Source organism: Lentzea sp. NPDC055074 (genome assembly GCF_053608005.1).
Genome location: NZ_JBSGUQ010000008.1, coordinates 121,561 through 134,515, shown reverse-complemented (window position 1 = coordinate 134,515; position 12,955 = coordinate 121,561). Strand labels below are relative to the sequence as shown.

At 70.0% G+C, this 12,955-nt stretch carries 14 protein-coding genes; 8 read left to right on the top strand and 6 right to left on the bottom strand.

Features of this window, described 5'->3' with window-relative positions; genetic code table 11:
* Nucleotides 1-77: 77 nt before the first annotated feature.
* The 3 genes from ACWF7A_RS20285 to ACWF7A_RS20275 all read left to right on the top strand — a co-directional run bounded on the left by ACWF7A_RS20285 (nt 78) and on the right by ACWF7A_RS20275 (nt 2,618).
* Entirely contained in the window at nt 78-1,034 is a 957-nt protein-coding gene (locus ACWF7A_RS20285) for a hypothetical protein (protein ID WP_452252001.1), read from the top strand.
* 58 nt (nt 1,035-1,092) lie between these two features.
* Entirely contained in the window at nt 1,093-1,767 is a 675-nt protein-coding gene (locus ACWF7A_RS20280; protein ID WP_452252000.1) for a class I SAM-dependent methyltransferase, read from the top strand.
* Between the two features lie 116 nt (nt 1,768-1,883).
* Nucleotides 1,884-2,618, top strand: coding sequence for a sensor histidine kinase (locus ACWF7A_RS20275; RefSeq protein WP_452251999.1), 735 nt, complete (start codon nt 1,884-1,886; stop codon nt 2,616-2,618).
* Here ACWF7A_RS20275 and ACWF7A_RS20270 read toward each other — a convergent pair.
* From ACWF7A_RS20270 to ACWF7A_RS20245, 6 genes are all read right to left on the bottom strand, one after another.
* A complete protein-coding gene (locus ACWF7A_RS20270; RefSeq protein ID WP_452251998.1) occupies nt 2,611-4,140 on the bottom strand; it encodes a helix-turn-helix domain-containing protein in 1,530 nt (509 codons plus the stop codon). The two genes, ACWF7A_RS20275 and ACWF7A_RS20270, sit on opposite strands and share 8 nt — an antisense overlap.
* On the bottom strand, nt 4,137-5,198 hold the full coding sequence (locus ACWF7A_RS20265) for a DUF917 domain-containing protein (RefSeq protein WP_452251997.1): 1,062 nt from the start codon (nt 5,196-5,198) through the stop codon (nt 4,137-4,139). Before ACWF7A_RS20265 ends, ACWF7A_RS20270 begins: the two co-directional genes overlap by 4 nt.
* A gap of 10 nt (nt 5,199-5,208) precedes the next feature.
* Nucleotides 5,209-6,729 (bottom strand): hydantoinase/oxoprolinase N-terminal domain-containing protein, encoded by a 1,521-nt coding sequence (locus ACWF7A_RS20260; protein ID WP_452251996.1) that lies wholly within the window; start codon nt 6,727-6,729, stop codon nt 5,209-5,211.
* A gap of 9 nt (nt 6,730-6,738) precedes the next feature.
* A complete protein-coding gene (locus ACWF7A_RS20255; protein WP_452251995.1) occupies nt 6,739-8,058 on the bottom strand; it encodes a purine-cytosine permease family protein in 1,320 nt (439 codons plus the stop codon).
* Between the two features lie 115 nt (nt 8,059-8,173).
* Nucleotides 8,174-8,785 carry a hypothetical protein gene (locus ACWF7A_RS20250; protein WP_452251994.1) on the bottom strand — a complete coding sequence of 204 codons (612 nt, stop codon included), beginning with the start codon at nt 8,783-8,785 and terminating at the stop codon, nt 8,174-8,176.
* An 83-nt stretch (nt 8,786-8,868) separates the two neighbouring features.
* Nucleotides 8,869-9,420 carry a hypothetical protein gene (locus ACWF7A_RS20245; RefSeq protein WP_452251993.1) on the bottom strand — a complete coding sequence of 184 codons (552 nt, stop codon included), beginning with the start codon at nt 9,418-9,420 and terminating at the stop codon, nt 8,869-8,871.
* 57 nt (nt 9,421-9,477) lie between these two features.
* Here ACWF7A_RS20245 and ACWF7A_RS20240 point away from each other — a divergent pair, with 57 nt between their 5' ends.
* Genes ACWF7A_RS20240 through ACWF7A_RS20220 form a run of 5 tightly spaced genes read left to right on the top strand, consistent with a single transcriptional unit; the run spans nt 9,478 to nt 12,941 of the window.
* Complete coding sequence (locus ACWF7A_RS20240) at nt 9,478-9,930, top strand: YbaB/EbfC family nucleoid-associated protein (protein WP_452251992.1); 453 nt, start codon at nt 9,478-9,480, stop codon at nt 9,928-9,930.
* Entirely contained in the window at nt 9,927-10,232 is a 306-nt protein-coding gene (locus ACWF7A_RS20235; RefSeq protein WP_452251991.1) for a hypothetical protein, read from the top strand. The genes ACWF7A_RS20240 and ACWF7A_RS20235 overlap by 4 nt, the downstream gene beginning before the upstream one ends.
* Nucleotides 10,229-10,711, top strand: a complete 483-nt coding sequence (locus tag ACWF7A_RS20230; protein WP_452251990.1) for a DUF6346 domain-containing protein — start codon at nt 10,229-10,231, stop codon at nt 10,709-10,711. The genes ACWF7A_RS20235 and ACWF7A_RS20230 overlap by 4 nt, the downstream gene beginning before the upstream one ends.
* Nucleotides 10,708-12,009 (top strand): WXG100 family type VII secretion target, encoded by a 1,302-nt coding sequence (locus tag ACWF7A_RS20225; protein ID WP_452251989.1) that lies wholly within the window; start codon nt 10,708-10,710, stop codon nt 12,007-12,009. The genes ACWF7A_RS20230 and ACWF7A_RS20225 overlap by 4 nt, the downstream gene beginning before the upstream one ends.
* On the top strand, nt 12,006-12,941 hold the full coding sequence (locus ACWF7A_RS20220; RefSeq protein WP_452251988.1) for a DUF6346 domain-containing protein: 936 nt from the start codon (nt 12,006-12,008) through the stop codon (nt 12,939-12,941). Before ACWF7A_RS20225 ends, ACWF7A_RS20220 begins: the two co-directional genes overlap by 4 nt.
* Nucleotides 12,942-12,955 lie beyond the last annotated feature (14 nt).

Genomic DNA, 12,955 nt, shown 5'->3' with positions numbered 1-12,955 from the left:
GAGAGGGCAACCGCATACCGCCCGCATACCCGGCCCCGTTTGCATCTCCGGTGTTCACCGACGAAGGGAGACCGGCGATGTCCGGCGAAAGGCAGTACAGCCGCCGTGCGATCGGCAAGCTGGCGGCAGGCGCCGTCGCGGCGGCGGGCATGGCGTCGTTGCCGGGCCGGGCCTCGGCCGCACCGCACTACCGCGCGCACGGCCCGTTGCTCACCGACGGCTACCAGACGTGGATCGACGCGATCAACAACCAGGGCGCCGACCTGGCGAAGGTCGTGACGGGCTGGGGCATGCCGGGCTCCGGCCCGTGGCAGAACTTCCCCGACCACGTCTGGACGGCGGCCGGCGCGACGAACTTCCTCATCGTCCGCACGGTCACCGGTGACACGGACAAGATGATCGACCCGAACCAGGCGGTCGCCGAGATCCGCGACTCGCGCTTCTTCGAGTTCAAGAAGATCCGCTCGGGCGCCGACAAGTGCATCATCGAGCTCGGCAACGAACCGAACATCCGCGTCGCCGACCCGTGGGCGTACGGCTACAACCTGAGCGTGACGATCGACCGCATCCGGGAGACGTTCCCCGGAGCCAAGATCTGCGGCACCGCGCTGTCGCCGAACAAGACCACGAACCCGGACACCTGGTACGCCAACCCGAACTTCGTCGACGCCATCAAGAAGTGCGACTTCGTGGGCGTCCACTTCTACAGCAACGCCGACGACGGCAACTTCGCCGCGCAGGGCGGCTGGAACGAGCTCACGTACTCGGAGACGCTGTCGCGGTGCGCGTCCAAGTGGCCCGGCAAGCCCGTGATCGCCACCGAGTACTCGATGCGGACGACCCGCGTCACGCCGTACGACAAGGGCTACAAGTACGGAAGCCTCATCCACTTCGACGACTCGGTCGCGTCCAGCCTCTGGGGCGCCTGCTACTACCACGTGCAGACCAACCCGAACGGCATCGACTTCCACGAGAACGTGGGCTCCGAAGGTGCCCGCGGCTACCGCAGACGCCTGAGCGAAGGCGGCCTGTGACCCACTCCCCCAGGTAGACTGACAAGCCGTCTACCTGGGGGTTCGAGTGCAGCGGAACGTGCGTGCGATCGACGACGTGATGCGGGTGCTGGACGAGCTGTCCGCACCGCACGAGGGCGACTGGTGGGACCGGTTCTACGCGGACCGCTCGCGCGAGGTCCCGTTCTTCGTGGCCGAACCGGACGAGAACCTGGCCTCCTACGTGGAGCGCGGACTGCTCGCACCAGGCCGCGCCCTGGACGTCGGCTGCGGTCCCGGCCGCAACGCGATCTTCCTGGCGCGCAACGGGTTCCAGGTCGACGCGGTGGACATCTCGGCGACCGCGATCAGGTGGGCCGAGGAACGTGCCGAGGGCCTGGACGTCCGATTCAGACACGGCGACGCGTTCGCGTCCGAGGGCCCGTACGACCTGATCTACGACTCGGGCTGCTTCCACCACCTGCCCCCGCACCGTCGCGTCGGCTACCTCGCGCTGCTGGAGCGCTCTCTCGTGCCCGGCGGCCACTTCGCGCTCACCTGTTTCACCGCCGAGGAGGGCACGGCCGCCCCGGACGTGGACCTGTACCGGACGGGCCTCGGAGGCGGCGTCGGCTACACCCCGGACGAGCTCCGGTGGATCTTCCAGGACCTCGAGGAGGTGGAGCTGCGCCGGATGAGCGAGGAGCCCTCGGACTCGCCGCGGTTCGGGAAGTCGTTCCTCTGGACGGCCCTGTTCACCCGCAGAGTGCTCTGACCGGACGCGAACGTTCGGCAGGCGGAAAAGTCGGGTGTCGCCACCTGCGAAAGTAGGGTCAACCCCCTGCTCCAGTAGGTGATCCAAAGCACAAAACCGGCAGTATCGTCACCGGCGTGACGCAGGCACTCGTGCTGCTCGTACTGGTGGCGGCCGCGCTCGCGAGCCTGTACGTCGGCACGCGGCGCAGCCTCACGCGGGCTCTGGCCGAGCGGGACCGCGAGCTGCTGGCCGAGCAGGCCCGTGCCGACGAACGCGCGAGACTCGCCGCCGAGATGCACGACGTCGTCACGCACCGGCTGAACCTGATGGTGCTGCACGCCGGCGCGTTGCGGATCGCGGCACACGACGACGGGGTGCGCGAGGCGGCCGGCGAACTGCGCACCGCGGGCTGCCAGGCGCTGGCCGAACTGCGCGACCTCGTCGGGGTGCTGCACTCCGGCCGCGTCGCCCGCATCCCCGACGTGCTGCCCGACCACCTCTCCCGCCTGGTCGCCGACTCCGGCACCGGCCTCGCGGTCACCCTCACCGAGCACGGCGACGCGAACACCATCTCCCCCGCCATGCGCCGCACCATGTACCGCGTCGTCCAGGAGTCCCTGACGAACGTCCACAAGCACGCGCCCGGCGCCCGCACCGAGATCACGATCCACTGTGGACCGAGTGTCGTGCGCGCCGTCATCCGCAACACGCGACCCGCCGCACCGGTCCTCGCGCTGCCCGGTCCCGGCAGCGGCCTGCTCGGCCTGCGCGGGCGGGTGGAGATGGTCGGGGGAACGCTGACGGCCGGTCCGACGGACGACGGCGGCTTCGAGGTGGACGCCGTGCTGCCCGCGTTCGTGCCTACGTGACCTCGTCCGACGCGCGGACGGCCCGGCAGGCCAGGTGGACCGCGAGCCGTTCGTCCGGGTTCAGCAGGCTGACCCCGAGCAGCTGCTCGACCCGGTTGATCCGCTGCGACACCGTGTTCCGGTGCACCTTCAGCCGCACGGCGGCCGAGGACGTCACCGACTCCTCGTCCAGGTAGACGGCGAGGGTGCGCAGCAGCTGACCGTCCTCGACGCCTGTCAGCGGTTCCAGCAGCCGCGCGGCCTGGTCGACCAGCGCCGGGGTCTCGGCCGCCATCGACAGCAGGCGCCGCACGCCCAGTTCGTCGACGTGCACGACCTTCGCCGCGCCGGTCATCGAGGCGGCCTCGCGGGCCTCCGCCAGCGTCCTGCCCACCCCCGTGACGCCGGGGTGCGGGCGTCCGATGCCGGCGACGAGCGGGCAGCCGCCGAGCACCTGGGCGATCTTCGCGGTCAGCTCGCGGTGCTGGGTCTGGGGCGGTTCGGTGTCGTTGGTGAGCCAGAACGACCAGCCCTCGGCGCCCTCGACGAGCTGGCCGTGCAGGCCGCGGCGGGACAGGTCGACGCGCAGCCGTTCGGTGCTCGCGGGGTCGGCCACGCTCGACGGCACGACGTAGACGCCGGTGTGCCAGCCGTCGAGCCGCCACCCGGCGAGCACGGCCTGCTGCACCAGCTGCGGTGGTACGTCGTCGCCGGACGCGAGCAGCTCGGCCAGCAGTGAGCCGCGGGACCGGGCGCGACGCTCTGTCTCCAGGCGTTCGGCGGCGACCCAGCTGCCCAGCGCCCACGACGCGACCTGGCTGATCTGCATGACGGTCTCGGCCCAGCGCTTGTTGCTGCCCCGCGCGTGCGAGACGAGCCACAGGTGCACGTGCCCGGTGCGGTCGGTCTCCACCGGCACGGCCACGGCGAAGCCCTCGGCCATCTCGACGGTGGAGGCGACGGAACCCGCCAGCAGGTCCGGCGGCAGGCCCGGTGGGGACACGCCCTCGATCGCGGTGCCGTCCGCGCTGATCACGGCGCACGTCACGTGCAGCTCGCCGGACAGGATCGTGATCACCGATCGCGGGTCGGGCCTGCTGCGGCCCAGCCGCGCGGTGACGGCGTTGAGCAGCCTGGCCGCCGCGACCTCGGGACGCCGCACGGCCGTGCGCAACGCGTCCGCGACCAGCAGCGGGTCGTCCGCGTCTGCCTGCAGCAGCGGCACGCCGAGCCGGTTCGCGAACGAGATCGTCGCGGTCGAGGGCGCCTGGTAACCGCCGGTCGACGGCCGCACCAGCACGACGGCCCGCACGTCCGCGCTGTACGCCCGGCGCAGCGCCACCTCGACGAGGTACGGCTGGTGACCGGTGAGGATCACCAGGTCGCCCGCCGAGCACGCCTCGACGGCCGTGATGTCCGCCGCCAGCCGCACGTCCGCGACCTCGGTGCCGACACCGCGTTCGCCCGCCAGCAGCGTCACGTCGCCGAGCGCGCCGATCTCCAGCAGATCGCGCACGGTCAGCGAGCCGGCGTCGTCGATCACTCGGCGTCCCGGAAGGGCAGGTAGTCGAGGTCGTAGCCGAACGCACGCGGGTCGACGCGGCCGAGCAGCCCGGGACGCACCCACTGCGGCGGTGATGGGAGCGCTACCACGTCCACGACCGCGCCGAACCCGAGCCGTTCGGCCGACAGCGGGTGGCCGGTCTCGGCGTCCAGGCAGCACAACAGGTCCGGTGTCGTCACGAGCGCCTCGCCGTCCGCGAGCGCGACGAGGTACTCCCCCTGCATCTCCAGGCGCACGTACGCATCGTCGGCGTCCAGCCGCCGCAGCGCCACCGTTCCGCGCGGGAAGTCGCCCACCGACTCGCGCCACACCTCGACGACTTTTCCCCGTGCGACGAGGAAACCACCGGAGGCCTTGGCCCTCTCCGCCACGGAGTCCGTGCGCCGCGACCAGATCTCGCCCAGTTCGAGGGCACGGGCGAGCGAGCCCGTGATGCCCGCCGCGACCGCGTCCGCGAGCTTCAACGGTTTCGCGACCATCATCGCCCAGCCACCGAAGTCGACCATCACCGTGCGGGCGAGCTTCTCGATGCCCGTCGAGTCGAGCACCGCGCGGTTGCCGCTGGGTTCGGTGATGGCGAGCGGGGTCGTGGGCAGCCCGGCCGCGTCGTAGGTCGTCTGGTCGATGCGCGGGAACGCTCTCCCCATGCCGTCGACGTCGACGTACGGCAGGCCCAGCCGTGCGGCCAGGAGCAGCGGCAGCAGGCCGTTGCAGCCGCCGATCTCCCACCCGATCACGGCCGTCGCGGACGTGGAGTCGTGCGCCTGCAACGCTTTCAGCGCCTCCTCGGCCTCCCGGCCGGAGGGCAGCTTCTCGATCAGCACGGTCGGTGCGCCGAGCAGCCCGACCCGCGCTCCGTAGCCGTCCGGGTCCGCCTCCTGCGCGGTGAGGACCGTGACGGGACCGCTCTGCCGCATCTCGTGCCGCAGCATCGCGGCGAACGCGTGGGTCTCCTGCTCGCCGCCCCCGCCGCCGCTGCCGAGCATGACCACGCCCAGGGCGAGCCGGTCCACCTCGTCGGGCCGCAGCAGGTGCATGAGCAGGACCTTAGTGGCCGAGCAGCAGATCACCCACCGCACGCGCTCGCACGCGGCTCGCGTTTCCCGGCAGGTAGGCGAGGGGGATCTCCTCGATCTCGACGATCCGCACGCTGCCCGCGTCCGCCCCCGCCGCCACGGCCCTGTCCACGGCCTCCTGCCGGGCGGCGTCGAGCACCTCGTCACGCCGTGCGGGCTCCATCGTGAACACCCGGTCGACCTCGCCGCCGACCTGGGCGATCGCGGCACCGATGGCGCCCGCGAAGGCGTGGTGCGGCGGCCTGGTGCCCTTGACGGCGTCCGGCACGAGCACGCTCCCGCCGCCGACCAGCACGACGGGCACCGGTGCCGGGCTCGTGCGCATGCGGTCGACCTGCGTGGCGATGCGGTCGCCGACGTGGTCGAGCACCGACCGCACGAGCGTGCGGTCGAGGTGCCGTACGAGGCTCTTGTCGCCGATGTCGGCGAGTCCGGCCGCGACCGCGATGTCCGTGACCGTCAGCGTGTCGCCGCCGAACACCAGTGCTCGTTGCGCCAGCCGGAACCCGACGCTCTCCGGCCCTGCCTGGGTCTCCCGCACGACGCTGCCCCCACCGAGGCCGATAGAGCGGACGTCGGGCATGCGGAAGTTCGTGCGCACTCCCCTGATGAGCACCTCGGACGACGCCTCGCGCGGGAAACCGTTGTGCAGCATGCCGATGTCGGTCGTGGTGCCGCCGACGTCGATCACCGCGCAGTCGTCCAGGCCGGACAGGAACGCGCCGCCGCGCATCGAGTTCGTGGGTCCGGAGGAGAACGTGGCGACCGGATAACAGCGCGCGTACTCCAGGTCCATAAGCGTGCCGTCGTTCTGGCTGAGGTAGAGCGGGGCGTCGATGCCCTGTGCCTCAAGGGATTCCGTGAGCCCGTCTGCGATCTGCTCGGCGAGCACGCGCAGGGCGGCGTTGATGATCGTCGCGTTCTCCCGCTCCAGCAGGCCGAGCCGCCCGATCTCGTGCGAGAAGCTCACCAGCAGGCCCGGCACCCCGGCCGTGAGGATCTCCGCGGCCCGGCGCTCGAACTCGTTGCTGACCAACGAGAACACCGACGAGATGGCGACCGACCGCACGTCCTTCGCGGCGAGGTCTGCGGCGACCGCGCGCAGTTCGTCCTCCCGGAGCGGCGAGATGACCCGGCCGTCGTACTCGTGGCCGCCGTGGCAGAGGTAGGAGTAGCCGCCGATGGCCTCGCGCAGCTCTCCCGGCCAGTCGACGAACGGCGGAAGTGCCGCAGTGGCGGGAAGTCCGAGCCTCACGGCCGCCGTCCTCGCGAGCCCCCGGCCCTCGACGACGGCGTTGACGAAGTGCGTGGTGCCGATCATGACGGCGGTGATCGAGGCCGGTTCGAACGCGTGCCGCAACCCGCCGACCGCCTCGACGATCCCCGTCGTCACGTCGGCCGTCGTGGTCGCCTTGCACTCGGCCAGGACGCGCCGGCCCTCGACGAGAACGGCGTCGGTGTTCGTGCCGCCGACGTCGATACCGATGTGCATGTCCACCCCTCAGGCGGCCTGGGCTTCCTCGACCACCTTACGGTTGGTGGCCCTGCGCGTGCGCATCCGCAGGAGGTCCAACCGCCCGGCGCAGACGTACAGCCCGAACGCGAGCGCGAGAGAGTTCACACTGGACTGTCCGAACGGCAGCAACTCGCCCAGGAAGGCCGAAGCGGGCCAGATGACGACCGTCGCGGGCACCCACGACGGCGCCGAGCGCGGCACGTGCGGCCGCGTCGAGATGATCTCGTTGCGCCACTGCCGCACCACGAAGTACTCGGCGGCCATGATCCCGGCGACGGGCGGGAACACCACGCCCAGCAGCACCAGGAAGTGGCTGAACTGCTGCACGATGCCCGCGGCCGCGAGGAAGCTGCCCGCGCACCCGACCACGACGGTCACCTGGGCCCGGCTGATCCGGACCGCGAACACGGCGTCGACGAAGTTCACGATCCCGAGCGAGGCCGAGGAGAGGTACCAGTCGTTGATCTTCAACACCGCCGTGACGACGACCAGCGCGCCGATCCAGCCACCAGACGCGCTGACGACGCCCACGACGTCCGTCGTGCGGAGCCCGTGCGCGAGAACGACACCCATCAGCCCGATGACCCACTGACCGGCCGTTACTCCCAGGACCGTCTGCTTGACGACGTCGCGTTCGGTGCGGTGGAAGCGCGTCAGGTCCGGCGCGATCGCCGCCCCGACGATGAAACTGCCGGTGACCAGCGTGATCGCCGTGAGCATCCCGATCGGCGGCCCCGGCGCCGGCCCGCTGACCGCGGCACCGACATCGTTGACATTGCTCAGCACCACATAGACCAGCAACAGCAGAAACGCGGGCACCGCCACGTACGAGACCCACGCCATCCACCGCACGCCATAGGCAGCGACGACCGTGATGGCGACCCCGAGCACCAACGACCACACGGGCGCCGGCAACACCCCGGCGGCGGTGGCGAGCGTCGCCCCGGCCAGCCCCGTCTGCACCCCGAACCACCCGGTGCACGACAGGGCGATGATCAGCCCGAGCATCGCCGACCCGGCGTGCCCGAACCCGGTCCACCGCCCGAGCAGCGCCGTCGGCAACCCCTCGCGCTGCCCGACGACCCCCACCGCGATCGCCACGGCGGCCAGCAGCACCGCCCCGATCGTGAGGGCGAGGAACGCACCCCAGAACGTCATGCCGAAGCCAAGTGTCGCGCCCAGCAGCAACTGGCTCAGCGCGGTCGTCTGCCCGAAGCGCTGGGACGCGACTGACCACCACGGGTGCCGCGCCTGGTCAGGGACACGACTGAGGGCCTGATCATCACGCCCGGCAAGAGCGGCCACGACCATCCCTCCGCCCCGTGATCGACAACCCGGACAGTAATAGCCTGCTCACGATCGAGCTACAGACAATGTGCACAGTCGGATGAATCATCACGTTGCGAAACGCACAGGCCGCTCAATTCATCGCGAGCGCAATCCGCCGGCGCGCCACCAACCTCGTCTGGTGCACGTCCATGCTCACCCCGAGCCCGGGCCGCCGCTCGAACCGGTCGTAACTGCGGCTGAGCAGCCAATGAGCGGCCTCGGGAGTGATCAGCTCCAACCGCATCTCGTCCCGCAGCCGCGCCAGCGCCTCCTCGACCTGCCGCGTCAGAAACGCGTGCCGCGTGAGGCTCCCGCTGATTTCGTCGATCATGAAAACCATGGCATGAGGCGAGTCGCCGTACGAATAGCTGCACAGCAGTGCCAGATATCCCGCGTCGATGGATCGGTCACCGATCCAGCACTCGCCGAATGAAAGCGTTCCCAGATCCCATTGAGGCCCAGGCTGATGCCTCGCGGCGGCTTGCGCCCACACCCCAGGCCGCCCGGGCAGCAGGTGCCCCAGCGCCGTCAGCAGCGCGGCACTACGCCTGCTCGGCACCTCCTGCAGGTGCCGGACGACGACCTCCCACAGCTCCTCGTTGTCCGCGAAGGGCCCGACGAACGCGCTGACCTGGAGCTCGACCTCCAGCGGATCGGTGAGCTGGGGCAACGGCCGCCCGGCGTCCACCACCGCCTGCTGCATGGGGGTCAGCCTCGTCCGCATGGCGGGAGATTAGGCCGATCGGCCCAACGCAGGCCGTTCGTCGATCAACGCCACCACGCGGATCACCCCATCGTGGTCACGTCACGCAGTCCGTCCACCAGCAACTCACCCGGAACCTCGAACTGAACCCCACCCTGCGCGGTCACCAGCAGCGTCGCGGGCCGTTCCTGCGCGTCCAGCACGACAGCGAGCTCCACGCCGCTGAACCGGTGCCAGTACGGCGGCCAGTCCCGTGGCAACGCCCGTTCCGAAGCGAAGGCGTCCACCACGTCCCCGCGCATCACCAGATGCCGCCGCGGTTCACGCGCCGGATCAGCGGGCAGCACGAGCTCGGCCGCCAGCACCGCGTCCACCAACTCGCCCTTGTCCGCATGCCCCCGATGCACCAGGTACATCAACGACTCGAGGTCGTTCTCGAAGGTGATCTCCGGCGCCCGGTACCGGGGATTGGGCACGTACTCGTCGGTGATCTCACCCCGCGCGTCCACGAGGTACCGCCCGATCACCGCCTCACCCGAGACACCGTCGAACGCCGGGTCCACGACGTGCAGCCAGTTGCTGGGCGCACGCCGGGCACGCTCCCGCATCTCCCGAGTGACGAGCGGCTTCACCATGCACGCATTGTGCCAAACCGTGCGCGACGAGTAGCCGGAAATGGCACCATTTCGTCCATGACCGATCCGCACCAGTTCCTCGCGAACTTCGAGGGACGCCTTCAGCAGGCCCAGGAACAGGCGAACGCCATCCAGACGGCGTTCCGCGAGTCCCGCACCGAGGCGCAGAGCCCGGACGGCGCGGTCGTCGTCACCGTGGGCTCCGGCGGCCGGATCGAGTCGCTCCAACTCACCCCGCGCGCCGACGACCTGGGCCACAACGCGCTGGGCCGCTCCATCATGGACACCATCCGCCGCGCCCAGGTCGAAGCAGCCCGCAAGATCGAAGAGACGATGCGCCCCATCCTCGGCGACGGCGAGGGCATGGCCTTCCTGCGCGAACAGGTGCAGCAGGGCATCGCCGTGATCGACCCGGCGGGCACCGTCTCCGAACCTCCACCCGCACCGGGCCGTCCGGCGCCGCCACAGGGCGATGACGACGACTTCGGCGGAAGCTCGGTGCTGCGATGAGCGGCTTCGTGGCGCAGTCCGAGGCCATCGCGGCCCACGGCAAGCAGATCGTCGGCCAGCTGTCCCCGTCCCTGCAGGAGGTCTCCTCCGCCTCCCAGGTGAGCCTGGGCCCCACCGTGATGGGTGAGCTCTGCCAGGTGTGGTCGTTCATCTTCAACGACGAGCTGGACAAGGCGAAGCTGCTGCTGGCCGAGCTGCCCAAGGCGTTCGAGGCCACCGGTGACAGCCTCTGCTCCACCGCGGAGACCTACCGGCAGACCGACGAGGGCAACCGCGACGCACTCCGGGGAGTGCACGGATGATCAAGCGCATCGCGATCGCGGTGGCCATGTGGGTCATCGCCCTCTACCTCGCCCAAGCCGGGCCCCGGTTCTTCGGTGGGGAGGACGGTTCCGGCGGGGAGACGAAGGGCTACGCCGAAGACATCTCCTGTTCGAGGAACTGGTGGGCTTTCGGCGCCCTCTGGTCTTGCGACGCCACCATCGTCGCCAACGACGGCAAGCGCTACAGCTACCACAACGGCAATTCCTCGCTCACTCCCCAGGATGTCGGCACTCGCGTGCCGATGACCAACAACCGCGTGCGAACCAGTAGATCTTCAGCCGCGTCCGTGAAGTGGGGCGTGACCGAACCCCGCGAGCCCATCAAGGCCCTTGCAGCCCTCTCCATCGTCGGCTTCCCGGGCGCCGCGTTCATCATCACAGTCCGCATGTTCCGCAAGAAGAAACCCGTGGAAGAGACCGGACCAGCGTCGGCTCAGCCTGGAGGAACGAACCGATGAGCAGTCCACTGATCGCCAAAGAGGAGCCTGACAAGAAGTGGCTCGCCGGTGCTGGTTTCGCTGACACCGGTGAGGACCTGGTCAAGCATTTCACCGAGGGCAAGAAGATCGACCCGATCGCCCTCGGCATCGACAGTGCCGCGATGGTCCTCGACGTCGCGGGCCTGCTCACCGACCCGCTCGGCACGCTCGCCTCGTCCGTCGTCGGCTGGATCATCGAGAACGTCGGCTTCATCCGCGAGCCCTTCGACAGGCTCGCGGGCGACCCTCCCGCCATCGAGGCGGTGGGCAACACCTGGGAGAACATCGCCAAACGTCTGAGCGAGGAGGCCACGACCTACGGCAACCAGGCGAAGGCGCTCGCTGACTGGACCGGCGACGCGGCCGACGCCTACCGGGCCAGGTGCAGCACCCTGGTGGCCCAACTGGAGGGCTCTTCGGCCGCCGCGTCCTCTGCGGCGAACAAGATCAAGGTGGCCGGCGCCATCGTCGCCGCCACCAGGGCGTTGATCCGCGACCTGCTGGCCGACCTCGCGGGCACCCTACTGATGTGGGGCATCCCGGCCGCCGCGTCGGCGATTCCCACGGCCGGTGCCTCGATCGCCGCGTTCATCACCCGCGCGGTGACCAAGGCCGTCGAGATCGGCACCAAGATCGCGAGGTTCGTCGCCAAGCTGTTCAAGGCTCTCGACAAGCTCGGTTCCCTGGCGAAGAGCGCGGGCGACGCCATGCGCAGGCAGGCCGACGACCTGGCCGCGCTGAGCCGGCAGATGCCGAACAGCCGCTACGGCAACCAGCGCGCGGCGGAACTGGCGTCCGACTCCGCCACGAGGGTGTCGAGGGCCGACACGCTCGACAACGTCGGCGAAGGACTCGGCAACGCGAGCAGGCGGATCCAGGACGGCGTCGACAACGCGATGAACAAGGTCGACGATCTCGCCCAGCGCACGAGCCGGAAGGTCGACGACTGGGCGAACCGCGTGAAGGAGAACGGCCCGGCGCGCAAGCAGAAGGTCAGGGACGTCTACGAGAAGATGAACCAGCCGCCGCTCACCACGCGCAGGGAGAACCTGGGCGATCCCACCCACTGGGGTGGCCGCACGGGCGACCACGTGGACGCACCCCTGACGAAGGGCGTGCTCGACGGCCAGAACTGGGTGCGTGCCGTGGCCAGCCGGGACATCAGCCACCTGATGCCGCACTACGGCGACCTGGTCCACCCGGCGAAGGAGCTCGGCAAGGAGATGAACAAGGTGATCAACGGCGACGACCAGCAGACCCCCGAGCAGAAGAAGTGACGAAGTACCGCAAGCGACGCCTGGCCGTCGCCTGGTGGCTGGTGTCGCTGTACGCCGCGATCTTCGTCGGGACGTTCTGGGCGGGCCACACCGACGGCGGCGAGGCCGAGGCCACCGCGAACAACGTCCAGTGCGAACGCAACTGGCTGCTGCTCGGCACCCGGTGGAGTTGCGAGGCGGTCGTGACGGACTCCGACGGCGTGCGGTACCGGTACACCAACCACTCGTCGATGCTGACGCCGGCGGACATCGGAACCGACGTGCCGATGGAGCAGTTCAACCATGTCGACGCACGGCCGACGTTCAGCCCCGCGAGAGGAGCGTTCACCCCAGGGCCGTGGAACGTGATCGCCGGGTTCGCGTTCGGCATCGGCGCCTTCGTCGGCCTCGCCTTCCTCTGGCCTCCTGACAGGCTCGGTCACCCGACCGACCCCGGACGAAGGCGCGCGCTGGCCGCTCGTCTTCGCCGCCAATGGCGCTGGAACCTCGTCATCGGCGTGCTGGCCTTGTACGGCGCGTACTTCGTCTACGGCGTATTTATGGTGGCGCACATCAACAACAACGGAACCGTCACCCTTCCCACGAATGGCACCGGAACAGCCCGATCCTGCGACCGCGACTGGCGCTACCTCGGCGTCACCTGGCGGTGCACCGTGGACGTGACACCCGATTTCGGCAACCAGATCACCCGGACCATGAGCCAGTCGCAGTTCACCCCGGACGACATCGGCGTGCCGAAGCCGGTGACCCTCGTGCGCGGCAGCACCTGGGAGGCGGTCGACCAGCCGTACGAGAGCGAGCTGGCCCGGCCCGCGATGGCCCTCCTGCTCGCGATCGGCACGGTGATCGCCAAGCCGCTGTCCAACGTCCAGATCGCCCGGCGACTGGAGAACGGCCCGCGCCCCGCACCTCGCCCGGCGATGATCGAGTGACGAAGTACCGCCAG